The sequence below is a fragment of the Flavobacterium sp. C3NV genome (assembly GCF_046825355.2).
Lineage (GTDB): Bacteria > Bacteroidota > Bacteroidia > Flavobacteriales > Flavobacteriaceae > Flavobacterium.
In genome coordinates this window covers 228,472-247,541 of record NZ_JBKQBJ020000005.1, presented here as the reverse complement: position 1 = coordinate 247,541, position 19,070 = coordinate 228,472, and the positions used below count along the sequence as shown (strand labels likewise).

Here is a 19,070-nt window from a genome sequence, read left to right as displayed (position 1 = left end):
GAAAAGTAAAAATATTTGCGAAAACGTTATATTTGTACATCTAAAAAAACATCACAAATGAATCCAAAAATATTGATCATTGGCGCTTGCGGTCAAATTGGGACAGAACTGACTCAAAAACTGCGTAAATTATACGGAACAGACAATGTAATTGCGTCTGACATTCGAAAATTAAATACAGACGTTGTTAATTCGGGTCCGTTTGAAGTGGTCAATGCTTTAGATTTTAACCAAATTGAGCATCTTGTCGAAGTACATCAAATTACTGATATTTATTTGATGGCGGCACTTTTATCGGCTACAGCCGAGAAAAATCCTGCGTTTGCCTGGGATTTGAATATGAATTCGTTATTTCACGTTTTGAATTTAGCGAAAGCAAAAAAAATAAAAAAGATTTTCTGGCCATCTAGTATTGCGGTTTTTGGACCTACAACTCCAAAAGAAAACACGCCTCAATACACGATAATGGAGCCTTCTACAGTTTACGGAATTAGCAAACAAGCGGGAGAAAGATGGTGCGAATATTATCATAATATTTATGGAGTTGATGTTCGAAGCATCCGTTATCCTGGTTTAATTAGCTGGTCTACGCCTCCGGGCGGTGGAACTACAGATTATGCTGTTGATATTTTTTATAAGGCTATTGCCGATAAAAAATACGAATGCTTTTTATCCTCTGAAACAAAAATGCCGATGATGTATATGGATGATGCAATTGAAGCTACTATCAATATCATGAAAGCTCCGGCTGAAGATATCAAAATACATTCATCTTATAATTTGGCTGCAATGAGTTTTACTCCTACTGAAATTGCTGCTGAAATTAAAAAACATATTCCTGAATTTACGATTACTTATGAGCCTGATTTCCGTCAGAAAATTGCGGATAGCTGGCCGGCAAGTATCGATGATTCATCTGCAAGAGAAGACTGGGGCTGGAATCATACTTTTGATCTTGAATCTATGACAAAAGATATGCTGGAGCATTTAGGATAAACGAATCTTAGCTTTTTATAAAGAACTTTTTTCGAGCTGAAAATTTTAAGCAAAAAAAATACCGAAGTGTTCATCTTCGGTATTTTTTTGTTTGTACTTTTTTCTAAAATTCAAATTCTCCAATCAGAATTTTGCTGTCGTTTTCGCGTTTATTTTCTTTCTGACTTTGGAAAACAGCAATTTTACGTTCTTGTCTTCCATCAGAATAGTACAAATATACTTCTGCCATCACTGTTGTTGGTCCGGAAAGTAAATTCTGTCTCTCGCCATAAAAATTGGTTTTAATTTTATATTTACCTTTTATGGCTTTTTTTAGTAAAAACTGTTCAGGACCAAAACCCTGAGTAAAATCATTACTTAATCTTCCTCCAATTTCTGTAGATTTATGAGAATACGAACACTCTTCTCCTCTTGGATCTGTAACCCAAAGATCTATATCTGTATTGTCTTTATTCCAGTTAATCACAACTCGAATGTCTACCGGTAGATTTGCTTTTAGACGATCATCAACTTTGCTTGCGTCAACATTTTTATTCTGACTCAGAATATTATTAATTTCCATAATCAAAATCTCTTCTATACCATTGTCTCTTACTGAAATTTCATCGGTATATTCCTGATAAAGCATCGATTTATAGACATTAAGAGCTTCCTGAGGTTTTTTATTATCAATCAGGGCCAATGCATAATCTCTGTGACTTTGAGAATCAAATGGTCTCCATTCCAGAATTTTCTGGGTAATCCATAATTCTTTTTCATAATTACCTCTCTGTTTCAATAGATAAGATATCGTTTTGTATAATTCTTCATTTTCCAGATCAAGCTCTGCTAATGTGCTTAAAACCTTTAGAGAAAGTGCTTTGTCTCCTTTTTTGAATAACAATTTAGATACATCAAAATAGTACGTTACCAGCTTTTCATATTTAGGACGATTTTCAAGATACTTCTGGTAGATTAACTCAGAGGACTGTAGATTCTGAAAATCTTTCATATACTCTTCGTTGCTTTCTACCTCTATCAAAGTTATTTTACCTGTGGATTTTGTTTTATCGGCGGAGCTACTTTCTGCAGAATATACAGCATTGTCGCTAACAATACTTTCTTGTCCTGACATTTTTTGTGACTGATTAGAAATCTTAGGGTACTGCTTTTTTTCAGTAGGTTTAAAATCGGTATTCCACCAGGCTACCAGTTCGCGCGTTATATCAAAAGATTTGGATAGAAGATTTTTTCTTTTTTCTAAAATTTCTTTTTTGTTTCTTGAAACTATTTTGTTGTATTCAGCTAACAATTCCTGGGGAGGTTTAATTCCGTAACGCACATAGTCATTTACGTCATCCAATACAATAAGGCTGGTGTTTTTACTTACTACGCCAAACTGCTCGCTCAGATTTCTGATTTCATCGCGGTTTTGAGTTGAATTGAGTTCAAGATCATTAATTTTTCTTTGTGCCCAAAACTGCGCAATTGGCCAGTTGTCAACTTGAACAGCATTATTGAAATCTACGGGAACTTCAAATTTTTTATTTCCTACAGAAAAAAGAGCGGTTAGTTTACTCAAATTTGGAGATACAATTCCAAATATATTGACTGGTTCATTTACTGCAGTTCCTACATTTGGAAATAGCTCCTGAATATTAGTATTTTCTTTAAATCCTAAAAATATAACAGGCTGTTTATTGTATGTTTTTAGAGCAGACTGAGTATCTAATTCATTCAGATTGATAAAATTTCCACCAGATTGTGATGCTAAAAGTTTAAGCAGGTTAAAATCTGAAGTAGGCGTGCTTACAATACTATTTACAGGTTTTTTGAATTTTAAAGTCAAATCACCAAAATTTGAAATTCCGTCAGAAAACAAAAGATATTCTTCTATTCCTGAAATCTCCTTTAATGCACCAAAGTCGGTTCCTCCATCATATTTTAAGTCAACAATTCTATTTTTTAATGCACTCCAGTTTCCGCCAGAAACAGTAAATTCTTCTGTTTTTTCCAGAACATTATTCAAAAGGACAAATGATACCGAAACATCTTTGTTTTCTAAAAAATAAGCATTTAGAAAGTCAAACTCTTTTTGACGGTTTCTCTTTGATCCGCTAAATGAATTATCCCATATAATGGCAATTTTATGAGATTTTGATTTTTCCTTTACAGGGAAGTCTGTCGAAACACTCGCTGCAAAATAAAATTTATCACCAGAAGTTTTTTGAAGCAATACATTTGACTCGTTTACTTTTGGAATAGTTATTTTAAGATTTTCATTTGGCGTAAAATTGGCTTTGTTTATTTCAGCAATCCATTGATTTCCTTGTTTTTGAAAAGTAAAACTTCCATCTGGATTTTCCGTAATTTTAGGAGTTGCCAGACTTTCATTCAGCAATACTTTCAAATTAAATTTTGGAATATTGACTGCATTGGCAAAACTTAAAAAATACTGATAATCTGTAGCGGAATTTTTCAGTTCCTGATTGTATGTAATCTTAATGAATCTGGTACCTCTGGCCGTAATTGGATAAATTCTGGTTCTAAAATTATTTCCGTCTACTTTTTCAATAATACCGGGATCTATATTTCTTTTTTCAATACTTTCAAATACTTCTTTAGCTCGTTCTTTAGGAACAGGAACTGCATCTCTTAAGGTTCCATTGATGTCTAAAGCATAGCCGCTTATACTTACTCCTTCTGGTAGCGGAAGTGTAAATTTTCCTTCTAAAATTCTGTCCCCAGGATTATAAAATACATAAGTTGCTGTAGTTGATGCAAGATTTCCTAAAATTTTAGTTTCAATTTTTACTTCCTGCAGGATTACTGAATTTTTTTTCTGATTTTCGACATCCAGAGTTGGAATCTGCGAAAACACGGCACTAAAGAACATTAGTGCACATATTGTAAAAACTTTATTCATATTATAAAAGCGATTATTTAATTATAAAGGAGAAAAAACAATAAATTATTAAGAGGTTCTAATTAGAAATTGCGAATGTGCTTGGCAACAATTCCAAAATTAAAACCCTGTACCTCATCTACTCCGCTAAAATTGACTGCGATTAACTGACCGCACTCATTGAATACTGGTGCGCCACTGGCACCATGCGTAGAAGTGATACTGTATTGAATTTTATTCCCGTCTGATTCTTTACTTATTTTACCATCGTACAGCTGCACTTTTATACCTGAATCTGTTTTTGCCAAATCCATTCCTAAAGGATAACCCACCATTATTGCTTTTTGTCCGGGATTTAAAGAGGCATCATCTTGAACGGCATTGTCAAGATTGATGACGTTTGCAACACTTTGTGGGGTTGTATGAGCTGCTAGTCGCAAAATACCTAAATCAATATTAGTATCTTCTGAAACTTTTTCGATCGCGCAACTAAGCCATTGGTCATCTGAATCATGAAGTGCAACCGAAATATCTACCGTTTTTACATATACTTCAATATCTTCTCTCGATACATATTCTTTAACCGGAATAGCAGCTGCAATATCTGTTGCGGCTGTATCAGTTTCTGTATCATTTGAACTCACAAATTCTTCACCAGCTGGCTCTTCACTTCTTTCTTCACCTTCACCTTCGTAGTCGCCTTCACCTTCGTCGTAAGCAGATGCAATTTTCCAGTTTCTTTCAATAAAACTTTGATACTCATCTTCTGAAACATCTGTAGTAAGAATTGAAGCAATTTTTAATCTTAGATTTCGTATAGTGGTATTTACTTTTTCCTGCTCTTCGTTTGATGAATTCCATGGCTGCAAAACGTGGCTGTTGGTCAATATTTTTCCTTCTCTGTCTACAAAAAAACCAGTTCCAAAAACCGTTTCTTCTTTTACATCTTGATTCGTAAGCTGAATCTCTGTTCCCTTAATTTTTGCAAAATAACCATAGCTGTGTTTTATCAGTACAACTGCGTCTTTGTATTCGTTATAAACTTTTGTATCTGAATCTAAACAAATAGCGACAGGTGGCTTTTTAAAATATTTAAAGCCGAAAAAAGCTGCTGTTGAGAGTATGATTACAGCAAAGAAGATAATATTATAAGGTTTTCTTTTTTTATTATTAATCTCATGCAAATCATTGTTGGGGCCGATTTTTCTAATTTTCATTTGTAAATAGGTAAGTTTTGTTCGTTTGGTTATAGATTGTCAATTCAAAAAAATATTTAACATTTGCTGTTTTAACGGCCCGAAGGTAGTAATTTAATTATTAAATTTTAACAGTAAATATCATCATATTTAGCATTGATGCTATTTATTAAGCAGCCCATTATTTTTTGATTCTTTTTTAAACAAAAAAAATCCAAAGCCATAACAGCTTTGGATTTTATCTTAATTGAAATTTAAATTCTTTACTTAACTTCAAAAACATTATTGGCAGGTTTTACATCCGCCATTAATCCGCTTGGATCTATGGTGATTTTTTTGATCGCCGTTTTGTTTTTGTCTATTGTAAAGCTATAGTTTTGTTGTGCCCAGGCCCAATCTTCTAAAACTGTTCTTTTTACTTTAGGATTTGGATTGGGTTTAATGAAATTCATCATTCTTAACGGAATGTAGAAACTTTCAGAAGTTCCATCAGTATATTCAACCGTTAGATCTATTGGCATTGGCATTCTTCCAATTCTTTCTAAACTTACAGTCGTTTTTCCCGCATTATCTGCAACGTCTTTGATACCGTAATCTATTGTATTTAATGTTTCTGTCCAATCGATTAAATACCAGTCTAATTCTGCTCCCGAAACTCTTTCTGCAGTTCTCTTGATATCGTTTGGAGTTGGATGTTTGAATTTGAAATCGTTAAAATATCTTTTCAAAGTCGCATCTACATTCTCTTTCCCAATTACATATTCTAATTGCGACAAAAAGATACTTCCTTTTATATAAGCCGAAATACTATAAGGTCTGTTTTCGTCGTAACGATCTCCATGAGTTCCTTGTGGTTGTTCTTTTCCTGAATTTACCAATTGATAGTAAGCGGCGTAATTTCCTTTAAACGGATTTACTTCTTTTTTATCTCCTTTTAATTCATTCAACGCGCCATCTTCTATATAAGTCGTGAAACCTTCATCCATCCATGGGTGTTTTGACTCGTTTGAAGCCAAAATATGCTGAAACCATGAATGTCCTAATTCATGTGTTGCAGTTCCCAAAATTCCCTGAAGTGTTCCGTTTCCTAACATCAAAGTACACATTGCATACTCCATTCCGCCATCTCCACCCTGAATAAACGAGTATTGTTTGTACGGATATGCGCCAACTCTTTGATTGTAATACTCCATTACTTTTACCATTAACGGCTCTAATTGTTTCCAATTTTCGGTCGTTTTTGGATTGTTTTTGTAAAAGAAATGCAAATCGACATCGTTTGGTCCTTTTACAATATCATGCGTATATTCTTTATCGGCAGCCCATGTAAAATCGTGAACATTTGGTGCGATAAAATGCCACGTTAATGTTTTTGCTTTCTTTGGATATACAACCGTTACACCTGCATCTTCATACCCATGACCAATGGCGTTTTTGTCTTGCAGATATCCTGAACCTCCAATCGTATAGTCTTTATCGATTGTAATTTTTACATCGAAATTACCCCAAACACCGTGAAATTCTCTCGCAATGTATGGATCTGCGTGCCAGCCTTCAAAATCAAATTCGGCTAATTTAGGATACCATTGTGACATTGAAAGTTCTACTCCTTCAGAATTATTACGTCCTGAACGACGAACTTGTACCGGAACTTGTCCGTCGAAATCTAAGGTAAAAGTAGTTTTCGAATTAGGTAAAATTGGTTTCGCCAAAGTTACTTCCAGGATTGTTCCTGAAACTCTGGTTTGAGCCGTTACACCATCCTGCTTTAAGTTGGTGATCTTTAGAAACCCTATTTCGTTTGGTTTTAAAGTTTCAATTCGGCTTTGTTTTGTTTCCTTTCCGTCGGCACCTTTTATCTTGGTTACCATTCTTCCGTCAGGATCTTTTATAAAATGCAAACGCGCATCCATTTCACTTCCTGGCTGAAATGCATTTGGAAATAAATGATAAAATACCTTTTTTAAAGTATCGGGAGAATTATTGGTATACACCAATTCTTGTTTTCCTTTGTACTGGTAGTTTTTTACATCCATAGCAACCTCCATTTTATAATCGGCGTGCTGTTGCCAATATGGAGCACTTTGTGCAAATGCTGAGTTTAAACCTAAACTCAAAAAGGAAAGTAGTATTATTTTTCGCATTGTTTTTTCAATAAAAATGGAAGAGTTGCCACTCTTCCATTAGGTTACTATTTTGTGTGTTTTTATTTTTTCGACATTTTTTCTGCCATCAGTAAAGCATTATAAGCATTTACCATTTTAGCAGATTTTGATGATTCTGCAGAAGAAACTGCCACCGGTTTTTGGTCGGGATTTGGATTTTCACCCAAAATGATCATTGACGGAAGTGCTACTCCTGAATCTATTAAAATTTGTTTTACCTGAGCTGCTTTCAATTTAGGATAGTAGGAACGAATTAATGCTGCGACTCCTGCTGCATTTGGAGACGCCATCGAAGTTCCCTGCAAATACTTGTATTTATTATTAGGAACAGTTGCATAAATCTCTTCACCCGGAGCAAACACATCAACATTTATTTTCCCGAAGTTTGAGAACGGAGCTACAACATTTTCTCCGTATGCTTTGTTGATTGCACCAATTGTGATTACGTTATTTGTAAATTCTTTTACGTTATCTTCAGAATCATTTGGGTAATTAATGTTTTCTGTTTTATCGATATTGTATCCGTCATTTCCTGCTGCGTGTACAATTAAAACATCTTTTTTAGCCGCATATTTTATGGCATCATAAACCCATTTTTTGTGCGGAGAAAAACTTTTACCGAAACTTCCGTTAATTACTTTTGCTCCGTTATCAACTGCATAACGAATCGCCAAAGCGATATCTTTATCATACTCATCTCCGTCAGGAACTGCTCTCACGGTTAATATTTCGACATTGTTTGAAACGCCGTCTCCGCCTAAATCATTACCACGAATTTGTGCAATAATTCCAGCAACGTGAGTTCCGTGCAATGCTTTTTCCTTATCTGGTCCAAAAACAACATTATTTCCGTAATGATTGTCTTTGATATCTTCCGGATTATCACCTACGATTTTTCTTCCGTCATACTCTTTGTTCAAATTATAATTGAACTGATCGTAAACTGATTCTCTATAATCTTCTAATTCTGCTTCAGGGTCAAAAGTTGGCCCTGCATTGGTCAAAATTTGAGTCATCACCATTTTACTTCTCGCTACTTTTGGATCTGTTGAAGTAACTTTGCTTAGATCTTCTAGTTTATAAGTCGTTTTATTTAACTCTTTTTTTATAGTATTATGCACATCTATCAAGAAGTCTACTTGTTCTTTGTCTTCTAAAACTTTTTTAGACTTTTCTTCGTATTGTGCTAAAGCTGCTTTGTATTGTGCTGATCCATCATCTCCTTTTTTGACAATACGTGTCAGTTCAAGATTTTCGTGAACGGCATCTCCAAGAAAATTCCATCCGTGAACATCATCAATAAAACCATTTTTATCATCATCGATTCCGTTACCCGGAATCTCTTTAGGATTGGTCCAGATCATTCCCTGTAAATCAGGATGCTCGATATCTACACCAGAATCTACAATCCCTACAATTACTTTCACGCCTTTTTTTCCTTGCAATAATTCGGCGTAAGCCCTGTCAACGCTCATTCCCGGAATCGAATCTTTGATTAAATCAAGATGACTCCATCTTTTTAGTTCATTTTCGCTAAGCGGCGCTTTTTTAACTACTGCCAGAGGAGCAGTAATCAATTCTTTATTCGAAGAAGTCTGTGCTTGCAAAGTAGCACTGCAACCTGCAAGTACAAGTAATGCAAAAGTCGATATGGTATTTATTTTTATAGGACTCATGTATCTATTTTTGATAAAAGTTAAAATATGGGCCTAAATTATGATTTTTTGTTACATAAAACTAACGATTAACACTGTGTTATGATTTTTATTTTAACGTTCAGGTAAGCTTAAGAGCATTATAAAAGGTACAAAAACAAGTAATTCTTTTAATTTGAAAGTAAAATTCTTACCTGATTTATTTTTATCCAAAATAGATTAAAAAAAAACATACTCGTTACGTGTTCCCGTAATAAAATCACGTATGTAATTTGTACACTTGCGCATGCTAATTATAAATTAAATCTATGAAAACAAAACTACTTTTATTTTTACTTCTACTTTCTTTAACCATTACCGCCCAGACCAATTTGGTGCCTAATGGTAACTTCGAAACCTGGTCTTCCTCTTCTCAACCTGACAATTGGTATCGTTTTTTTAGCGGTTATGTCTCTCAGAGCGCAACTGCCCAAAATGGCAAATCAAGTACAAACATGATGGTTGCCACGGGAACTTTTAATTATATTAATAGTGAATATTTTGCTGTACAAGCCAACAAAACGTATCGTGTAACCTTATATCACAGAGCGGTAAAAGGAACTTTTTCTTCTATAGATTTAAGTTTATATCACAAACCGAGCACTTTTAAAGAAGAAATAATCAAGAAATCTGATGTTACTTTTTCTACTACAGAATGGAGAAAAATTGAATTTGAATATACCTCAAAAGTTACTGAAAATATCGAAGTCGATATCTGGACAAACGGATCGCTTAATTCTGAAATTTTGATTGATAATGTGTCTGTTATAGATGTTGCAGATGTGCCAGTACAATATACCCTTATTCCTGATCCTGAATTCGAGAGACGTTTAATTTCTCTAGGATATGATAAAGACGGTGTTAACGGAAAAGTACTTACAAGCAACATTGCTAATGTAAAATCTTTCGAAGTTTCTTATTTACAAACCAACATTAAAGATTTAACCGGGATTGAAGATTTTGAAGCACTTGAAAACTTGATTTTTAGAGGCAATACAGGAAAGTTAACTTCTTTAGATGTTTCAAAAAATTTAAAGCTTAAAAGTTTAGACTGTAGCTCAAATGAATTAACATCTTTAAATCTTTCTAAAAATATTGTGTTAGAAAGTCTAAATTGTGGTTCTAATAAATTAACCTCCTTAGATATTTCTCAAAATACTGCCTTAAAAAGTTTAACATGTTCTTCTAATAAATTAACTTCATTAGATCCTACGAATAATATTAAACTTACTTTTATAAGCTTAGAGAATAATTTACTTGAATCGCTTAATTTATCAAACAATAAAGAATTAACTACCCTTACCTGTTACAGTAATAAAATAACAAGTCTGGATTTTTCCGGAAAACCTCTTTTATCTATTGTAGATTTCAGTTTTAACAAACTTACCAACTTAGACGTTACCGAAAATCCTGCTTTAAAAACTTTAATTTGTAAAAGCAATCAATTAACAGCATTAAATCTTTCTAAAAATATAATCTTAGAAAGGTTATCCTGTTCTCAAAACTCTTTGACAACACTGGATTTAATAAACAATGTAATTTTAAAATCTCTTGAATCTACTAATGATAAATTAGTAAGTTTAAATATTACCAAAAACCCTGCATTAGTTTATTTAGATTGCTCCGCAAATGCCTTAACAAAATTAGATGTTTCTAATAATAAGGAACTTTTAAGCCTAAACTGCTCATCGAATAGTTTACAAACTATAGATGTATCTAACAATTTATTACTAACAAGTTTACAAGCAGACCGCAATAGGTTGTCTAATATTGATATTTTAAAAAATACTAAAATTGAGGATTTAGATGTAGAAGCCAATAGCATTTCAGTATTAGATGTTTCTAAATTACCTAATTTAGGTGTTTTTTCGTTTGGTAATAACAACATAAAAAGTATCGATGTTAGCAATAATTTAAACTTACGATATTTCTACTCTTCAAACAATAAACTTGAAAGTATCGATCTTTCAAAAAACAAGGCTCTATTAGCTATTCAGCTTTCAAACAACAAACTGTACGATTTAAATTTAAAAAACGGGAATAATGCCAACTTCATAGCTTATTTAGATTTTACCCACAATTCTGGATTAACTTGTATATTGGTTGATGACGAAGCATATGCTAACCAAAATTGGAGAACATATAAAGATTCCTGGGCTAGTTTTTCTACAGATTGCAGAAAATATACCGCTATTCCGGATGCCAATTTTGAAAACAAACTAATTGATCTTAAAATTGATACTGATGGTAAGAATGGAAAAGTATTAACTTCAAGTATCGAAACTATCAAAACTTTAGATGTTTCCGGAAGTAATATTGCGAGCTTAGCAGGAATTCAGGATTTTAAAGTTCTGGAAGTTTTAAACGCTAAAAACAACCTGATTACTTATTTAGATTTATCTAAAAACCAATCTTTAAGTTCAATTGACTGTTCAGAAAACAAACTCGTAAGTTTAGATTTAAAAAACGGAAAAAACACTTTATTAAACAAGAATACTTCATTTTTTAGCAATAATCCAAGTTTAAAATGTATTCAGGTAGATGATGAAAATTATTCTAACACAAACTGGTCGGCTTTAAAAGATGCCACTGCAAATTACAACACACTTTGCAACTCTTTTACCGCAATACCTGATGCCAATTTTGAAAATAAATTAATCGCTTTAGGAATTGATATCGATGGTAAAAATGGAAAAGTGTTGACTTCAAGCATTTCTTCAATTACAACTTTAGATATTTCATCAAGTTCTATATCGAACTTAACAGGAATAGAAGGATTTACTACTTTAAAGCAATTGAATATTTCTTCAAACAACTTAAAAGCTATTGATTTGACTAAAAATATTTTACTAACTTCTGTAAATGCTAAATCAAATCAGTTACTAAATTTAGATCTCTCAAAAAATACTGCATTGCAGGAAGCAGATTTTTCTGCTAATAATTTGTTTAGCCTAAATTTAAAAAACGGAAAAAATGCCACTTTAACTGCTGGTAACTTTAAAAGTAATCCTAATTTAACTTGTATTCAGGTTGATGACAAAGGTTTCTCAGATGCCAACTGGTCAAATTTTAAAGAGACAACGGCTTCTTACAACTTAGTTTGTGACAATAATAATTTTACATTAATTCCAGATACTGTTTTTGAAAATAGATTAATTACCCTTGGTATTGATAAAGATGGCTTAAATGGCGGTGTTTTGACTTCAAGCATTTCATCTGTTAAAGAATTAAATATTTATATAAGTCAAGGATCAAAGGATCTTGCCATAAATGACCTGACAGGAATACAAGATTTTAAAGCTTTAGAAAAACTAAATGTTTCTAACAATCAATTGAACGAACTGGATCTTTCTGGAAATGCGAACTTAAAAGAATTAAATTGCAACTATAATCGTCTGGAAAAGATTAATTTATCTAAAAATATTTTGCTTACTAAGGTAGATTGTTCAAACAATATTTTTACACAAATAGATTTTTCTAAAAATGTGCAGCTTTTAACTGTTAATTGTCAGGACAACAAATTAACAGGATTGGATTTTTCTAAAAATCCACAATTCAATTATTTATATGCCAACAATAATAAACTTACCAGCTTAAATTTAACAGCTAACCCAAATATGGGATATTTAAACTGTGCTAATAGTTTGCTTGAAAATTTAGATCTATCAAACAATAAGTACATAAATTATCTTTTTTGCGAGGGCAACCGATTGAAAAGTTTAGACGTATCAAATGTTATCTCATTAAATCAGTTTGGGTGTGATGATAATTTATTAACTACAATTAATGTTTCTAAAAATGCTAATCTGTCACAATTTTCATGCAGCAAAAATCAGCTAACGAATTTGGATTTATCCAATAATGCAGAATTATGGACATTACGTTGTCATGAAAATAAATTAACGACTTTAAACATTTCAAAAAATAAAAAATTAGCGTCTGTTAATTGCAGCTCAAATAATTTAGTGAATCTAAATATTAAAAATGGCAATAACGCTAATTTTACAGGTTTCGACAATGATTATGCTCTTAATTTTAAAGGCAATCCTGATTTAACCTGTATTCAGGTTGATGACATAACTTACGCTAACACAAAGTTGGAATCTAGAAAAGATGCAACAGCTTCTTTTAACACAAACTGCGGAATTTCTCTTATTTTGCCAAATGACAATTTTACTATAGAAACTAAAGGAGAATCTTGTTTAGGCGAAAATAACGGAGAAATAAGCATAACTGCAAAAGCAGCTTATTCGTATCAAGCAGTCATTAATGGAAAAACGTATCCTTTTACCAACAATATTATCAAAATAGCAAGTTTGACTCCGGGAGCGTATAGCATTTCTATCTCTATTGTTGACGAGAGCTTTGAGCAGAACTTCAATTTTACGATTACTAAAGCAACAACAGTTTCAGGAAATTCAAATACCAGCGGTAAAAAAGTCAATCTTGAAATCACAGAAGGAACTGCACCATTTACCGTTTTTATTGACGGAACAGAGCAATTTCAAACCAATGAAGCGGCATTTTCTGTAGATGTTAACAAAGCGGCATTAGTCGAAGTGGCTACTGCAAAAGCCTGCGAAGGTATTTTTGCTAAGAAGGTTTCTGTTTCAGATTTTGATGCTAATTATCAAATTTTATCTGCTTACCCTAATCCTACTTCAGGAAGTTTTGAAATCGAAATTCCAACTGCTAAAAATGAAGTTACAATAGAATTGTATAATTTTTCAGGTCAATTAATTTCGGCTAAAACGTATGCTGTCGAAAGCGGAAAAGCACAATTGAATCTTGAAAATCAACCTTCAGGAATTTATGCTGCCAAAATTTATTTAGATACTCCGGAATACATTAAAATTATAAAAAAATAAAAATGAAGAATTTTATATACCTATCAATCGTTGGTTTTTTATTCGCAGCTTGCGGTGGCGGTGGCGGTGATGATTCAGAGCCAACTCCTGAAGCAAATGTAGCACCAACAGTACCTGCATTGGTTCTTCCGGCAGATAATAAACTATGTGTAGACAATACTGTTTCGTTTCAATGGAAACTTTCTACAGATGTCAATAAAGACCTTATAACATATCAAATTCAGGTAGCAAAAGATAATACGTTTACTCAAATTGTAAAAACAAACGAAGTTACTGGCGACAATTCTTCGATAAGTTTAGATAAAAACACAGCGTATTACTGGAGAGTAAAAGCTACTGACAGCAAAGGATTATCTAGCGCTTATTCGCCTACTTACAAACTGTATACAACTGGTGAAGCCGTAGTAAATCATTTGCCATTTTCTCCGGAATTGGTGCATCCGTCAATAAATTCTGATTTGAATACAACAACTGCAAATTTAAAATGGATAGCAACAGATGTTGACGCAACAGACGTTCTTACATATGATGTTTATTTTGGAAAAACCAATCCGCCTACAGTAAAAGTAAGTGAGAATACAGGTGCAATTTCTTTTGATGTTACAGTAGAACCTGCAACACAATATTTCTGGAAAATTGTTGTAAAAGACAATAAAGGCGGAGAAACTGTTGGTCAGGTTTGGAAATTTAAAACCAACTAAAATTTTAGAATTATAATTTGTTAACTAAAAAATCCCATTGTTCATTTGTTTGAAAATGGGATTCTTTTAGTTTAAAAATTCCTGACCTAAACTCCTAAAAAACAATAAATAAACACTATTTATCAGATAAGAAAATAATTTATAATTTGTATACTTGTACTACCAAAATCTAAATATAATTTATGCGAACAAAACTACTCTTATTGCTGTTATTGAATTCTTTACTTTATGCACAAACCCCTAATGTTCCTACGTATGTATCTACAAATGGTTTAATAGCTTATTATCCATTTAATGGTAACACGAATGATCAAAGTGGAAACGGAATAAATGGAACTCCGACAAATTTAACATCTACAACTGATAGATCCGGAGTTATTAATTCTGCTTATAGCTTTAATGGTACAAGTAGCAATATTCAGGCAAATCTTTTTAATTTTCCTCAAAATACTAATTCGCGAACCATTACCGGATGGTTTAAAGCTGGTAGTCCTGTTAATTCTAGCGAAAATGATTTTTGTATTTTTAACTATGGCGATACTCCCACTTCTGGATTTAAAATAAGTCTTTACAGAAAAGGTTATTTAGATCTAAAATTCGGTTCTGAAACTTTTTCCACTCAGGAAAACTATTTTAATAATCAATGGACTTTTTTCGCATTGGTCTTCAATGGCAACAATCAAACATTTTCATTATACATAAATAATGTTCTGAAACTAAATGGATCTGCCAGTACATTTTCTAGTAATTTTGGAATTTTTAGAATAGGAAAAAATAATTCAGATAACTATTTTGAAGGATCTATTGATGATATTGGACTATGGAATCGCACACTAACAGTTCAAGAGATCAGCAGCCTATATTATTCAAACACAGCAACTCCAACAATCACTGCAGCAATTTTTGCTAATAACTCCACAACTGTATGCGGGGGGCAGCTTGTTTCATTAACAAGTACAATATCTCCTACGGGATCTTATACCTACAAATGGATGAAAAATGGAGTTATTATACCCGGACAAACATCTGCCTATTATTCAGCTATAGAAAGTGGAGATTATACTCTAGAAGTAAAAAACCAAAATAATACTACCGCAATATCTAATAAAATTACTGCTATTGTAACCGAAACTGCTCCTCCAACTGCTGTTGCACAAATTTTCGATAATAGTGCAACAATTGCTGACTTAAAAGCGACAGGAGTTGATATAAAATGGTACGGTAGTCCGGTAGGTTTAAATCCCTTGCTTTTATCAACACCACTTAAAACCGGATATTATTATGCTTCTCAAACTATTAATGGCTGTGAAAGTACAACAAGAATAACTGTAGGGGTAACTATTATAAATACCCCCCCTGAGTATACACTAATTCCCGATCTTAATTTTGAAAATGCGTTAATATCACTTGGTATAGACTCAGGTATTCCTGACGGAAAAGTTCTTACATCAAATATATCTACCGTTAAAGAGCTAAATGTCAATGCAAAATCTATCAGTGATTTAACTGGAATTCAGAATTTTAAATCTTTAACCAACTTAAGCTGTAGCAGTAACAAATTAACAGAGTTAGATGTTACTAATAATACCGCCTTGATCTTTTTATCTGTTGGATATAACAATATAACAAGTTTAAATGTTTCCAAAAACGGTGCATTAACAAGCCTACATTTTCCTTATAATCAAGTAACAAGTATAGATGTGTCTAACAATCCTATATTAGGGACATTGTACTTTTCCAGAAATTTTGTAACCAATTTAAATCTTTCTAAAAATAGTGCTTTAACAAATTTGCAATGTGATTACAATTTATTAAAAACAATAGATGTTTCTAAAAACACTGCTCTAATAGAACTAGTATGTGAAGGAAATCAGATAACAGATTTAGATATTTCTTCAAATACTTTATTAAAGGGGCTATATTTTAATCTTAATCAGTTAACAAATTTAAATGTTTCTAAAAATACAGAACTAACAACTTTGCAATGTGCTTCTAATAAACTTACAAGTTTAGACGTCTCTAATAATACTGCTTTGACCCTTTTGTATTGTGATTCTAACCAGTTAATAAATTTAGATGTTTCTAAAAATACTGCTTTAAAAAATATAAAATGTAGTTCTAATCAATTAACTAGTTTAAATTTAAAAAATGGGAATAATGCTAATTTTGGAAAAATTAATTTCATTAATAACCCCAATTTAACTTGCATCCTGGTTGACAATGTCAATTACTCAAATGAAAATTGGAATACTGCAAAAGACGCAACTGCAACTTTCAATATAAATTGCAGTCAGGAATATACCTTAATACCGGATCCAAATTTTGAAGAAAGATTAATCATGCTAGGCATAGATAAGGATGGTAAAAATGGAAAGGTATTGAATACTAGTATCTCTAAAATAGATCATTTATATGTTGGTAAATATTCCATAAAAGACTTAACGGGAATAAGTGGTTTTACTTCACTTAGAGGATTAACAGTTTCCGAAAATGAACTAACTTCTTTAGACTTATCAAAAAATACTCTTTTAGACACTTTAGATTGTTCTAAAAACAAACTTAGAACTTTGAATTTGAAAAATGGAAATAATAAAAATTTCTACAGCAACAGATCTAATTTTTCAGACAATCCAGATTTAACCTGTATTCAGGTTGATGATGTAGCATATTCTAATGCAAACTGGGCAACTATAAAAGATGCTTCAGCTACTTTCGATACTAATTGCCCAATTGAATATGTAACATTGCCAGACTCCAATTTCGAACAAAAATTAATTGATTTAGGAATTGACACTGACGGTTTAAACGGAAAAATTACCATTACAGATGTAAGTTTTATTACTTCTTTAGATCTCTCTAATACTAATATTAAAGATATAACGGGTATTGAAAACTTTACCGCATTAACAACTTTAGATCTTAGCAATAATCAAATAACAACTTTAGATCTTAGTAAAAATGTTTTATTAGAAACACTAAATGTGTCTTCAAACCAAATTACAACATTAGATTTATCTAAAAATGTAAACCTTAGAATCGTTTATGTTGTCAATAATCCGCTAATATCATTAAACCTGAAAAACGGAAATAATAAGAACTTTGTTTTACCTGTAGAAACAGGAAAAAAATCTGCTTCTTTATACACCAGCTTTTTAGGACTTACAACTCTTGGTTGCATACAAGTAGATGATGCAGATTATTCAAATGCTAACTGGTCAAAAATTAAAGAAGCAAACACAACGTATTCGAACACTTGTAAATCATTAGGCATTGAAGACAATACTTTCGACAAAGTTGCAATCTACCCAAACCCTACAAAAGGCGAAGTAAATATTAGCAATATTAAAGTAGAGAAAGCAACCGTTTATAATTCGTTAGGACAATTGGTAAGAACCTTTATACTTGATTCAAGTAATAGCAATAATACGATCAATTTATCTGGTTTACCAAAAGGAGTTTATTATATATATTTAATCAATCAGGATGCAGCTTCTGCGAAAAAAATCATAGTAGAATAACGACAATTAGTTAAACTAAAAATCCCGTTTTCATAAATATCTGAAAACGGGATTTTTTTATTTCAATTTCTTTGGCTTAAAGAATTTCTTCGCAAGTAAAAACTTCTTTCAATCGAACTCCTTTTTCAGTATGTTCAACCGTTATAATTTGATTATGTGCATCATGTTCTAAAAACAAATAATAATTATTGTCTGCTGCTGCATTCAAAAATTTTGATTTTTCCGGCATTGTCAATAAAGGTCTTGTGTCATAACCCATAACATAGGGCAACGGAATATGTCCGGCTGTCGCCAGTAAATCGGCACAAAAAATAATAGTTTTATCCTGATATTGAATGTGCGGAATCATTTGCTTTTCGGTATGACCGTCTACATAATAAATTCCGAAATTCATTTCTTCCGAAAAGCCAAAATCAGATTCAGGACGTTTTATAAAATTCAATTGTCCGCTTTCCTGCATGGGTAAAATATTCTCCGATAAAAATGATGCTTTTTCGCGGGCGTTGGGTTTTGTTGCCCAATTCCAATGATTTTCGTTCGTCCAAAATTTAGCATTTTTAAAAGCCGGCTCATAAAATGTTTTATCCGAGTTCCATTGTACACTTCCTCCACAATGGTCAAAATGCAAATGCGTCATAAAAACATCGGTAATATCATCCCGGCTAAAGCCATATTTTGCTAATGATTTATCTATCGAATGAGATCCCCAAAGCGAATAATAGCCAAAGAACTTTTCAGATTGCTTATCGCCCATTCCGGTATCGATCAAAATCAGTCGGTTTCCATCTTCGATAAGTAAACAACGTGCGGCAATATCAATTAAATTATTATCGTCTGCAGGATTGGTTTTGTTCCAGATTGTTTTTGGCACAACACCAAACATAGCGCCACCATCTAACTTAAAATTTCCGGATTCTATTGGGTAAAGTTTCATAAGAGTACATTTCTAGTATTGAAAACAAAGCTAGGAAATCCAATCTCTTTATACTAAGTATTCTTTAAATAATGTTTTTTATGTATATAAAGATTGCCCACTGGTTAAACTGAT

9 protein-coding genes are annotated in these 19,070 nt (G+C 32.4%); 4 read left to right on the top strand and 5 right to left on the bottom strand.

Features of this window, described 5'->3' with window-relative positions; all coding sequences use genetic code 11:
• The first annotated feature begins 57 nt into the window (after positions 1-57).
• Entirely contained in the window at positions 58-996 is a 939-nt protein-coding gene (locus ACIDC4_RS09700; protein ID WP_121318218.1) for an L-threonine 3-dehydrogenase, read from the top strand.
• Between the two features lie 103 nt (positions 997-1,099).
• Here ACIDC4_RS09700 and ACIDC4_RS09695 read toward each other — a convergent pair whose 3' ends face one another.
• From ACIDC4_RS09695 to ACIDC4_RS09680, 4 genes are all read right to left on the bottom strand, one after another.
• Positions 1,100-3,901, bottom strand: coding sequence for a DUF2135 domain-containing protein (locus tag ACIDC4_RS09695; protein ID WP_412042700.1), 2,802 nt, complete (start codon positions 3,899-3,901; stop codon positions 1,100-1,102).
• A 62-nt stretch (positions 3,902-3,963) separates the two neighbouring features.
• The gene (locus ACIDC4_RS09690) at positions 3,964-5,097 is read right to left on the bottom strand and encodes a S1 family peptidase (RefSeq protein WP_412042701.1); all 1,134 of its coding nucleotides are present in this window, start codon (positions 5,095-5,097) and stop codon (positions 3,964-3,966) included.
• 242 nt (positions 5,098-5,339) lie between these two features.
• Positions 5,340-7,220, bottom strand: a complete 1,881-nt coding sequence (locus tag ACIDC4_RS09685) for a M1 family metallopeptidase (RefSeq protein WP_412042702.1) — start codon at positions 7,218-7,220, stop codon at positions 5,340-5,342.
• Positions 7,221-7,282: 62 nt separating this feature from the next.
• Complete coding sequence (locus tag ACIDC4_RS09680) at positions 7,283-8,917, bottom strand: S8 family peptidase (RefSeq protein WP_412042703.1); 1,635 nt, start codon at positions 8,915-8,917, stop codon at positions 7,283-7,285.
• 287 nt (positions 8,918-9,204) lie between these two features.
• On the opposite strand from ACIDC4_RS09680, the gene ACIDC4_RS09675 reads away from it, so the two are divergent.
• From ACIDC4_RS09675 to ACIDC4_RS09665, 3 genes are all read left to right on the top strand, one after another.
• Positions 9,205-13,803: a T9SS type A sorting domain-containing protein gene (locus ACIDC4_RS09675; protein ID WP_412042704.1), complete on the top strand. Its 4,599-nt coding sequence runs from the start codon at positions 9,205-9,207 to the stop codon at positions 13,801-13,803.
• Between the two features lie 2 nt (positions 13,804-13,805).
• Positions 13,806-14,504, top strand: coding sequence for a glycoside hydrolase family 78 protein (locus ACIDC4_RS09670; protein WP_412042705.1), 699 nt, complete (start codon positions 13,806-13,808; stop codon positions 14,502-14,504).
• Between the two features lie 182 nt (positions 14,505-14,686).
• Positions 14,687-18,022, top strand: coding sequence for a leucine-rich repeat domain-containing protein (locus ACIDC4_RS09665; RefSeq protein ID WP_412042706.1), 3,336 nt, complete (start codon positions 14,687-14,689; stop codon positions 18,020-18,022).
• Between the two features lie 76 nt (positions 18,023-18,098).
• Here ACIDC4_RS09665 and ACIDC4_RS09660 read toward each other — a convergent pair whose 3' ends face one another.
• On the bottom strand, positions 18,099-18,956 hold the full coding sequence (locus ACIDC4_RS09660) for an MBL fold metallo-hydrolase (protein ID WP_412042707.1): 858 nt from the start codon (positions 18,954-18,956) through the stop codon (positions 18,099-18,101).
• Positions 18,957-19,070 lie beyond the last annotated feature (114 nt).

Excerpts from the sequence above, each read along its gene's own strand:
- ACIDC4_RS09685 (WP_412042702.1), bottom strand. The coding sequence starts at position 7,220 with ATGCGAAAAATAATACTACTTTCCTTTTTGAGTTTAGGTTTAAACTCA.
- ACIDC4_RS09665 (WP_412042706.1), top strand. The coding sequence starts at position 14,687 with ATGCGAACAAAACTACTCTTATTGCTGTTATTGAATTCTTTACTTTAT.
- ACIDC4_RS09680 (WP_412042703.1), bottom strand. The coding sequence starts at position 8,917 with ATGAGTCCTATAAAAATAAATACCATATCGACTTTTGCATTACTTGTA.
- ACIDC4_RS09700 (WP_121318218.1), top strand. The coding sequence starts at position 58 with ATGAATCCAAAAATATTGATCATTGGCGCTTGCGGTCAAATTGGGACA.
- ACIDC4_RS09690 (WP_412042701.1), bottom strand. The coding sequence starts at position 5,097 with ATGAAAATTAGAAAAATCGGCCCCAACAATGATTTGCATGAGATTAAT.
- ACIDC4_RS09695 (WP_412042700.1), bottom strand. The coding sequence starts at position 3,901 with ATGAATAAAGTTTTTACAATATGTGCACTAATGTTCTTTAGTGCCGTG.
- ACIDC4_RS09670 (WP_412042705.1), top strand. The coding sequence starts at position 13,806 with ATGAAGAATTTTATATACCTATCAATCGTTGGTTTTTTATTCGCAGCT.
- ACIDC4_RS09660 (WP_412042707.1), bottom strand. The coding sequence starts at position 18,956 with ATGAAACTTTACCCAATAGAATCCGGAAATTTTAAGTTAGATGGTGGC.
- ACIDC4_RS09675 (WP_412042704.1), top strand. The coding sequence starts at position 9,205 with ATGAAAACAAAACTACTTTTATTTTTACTTCTACTTTCTTTAACCATT.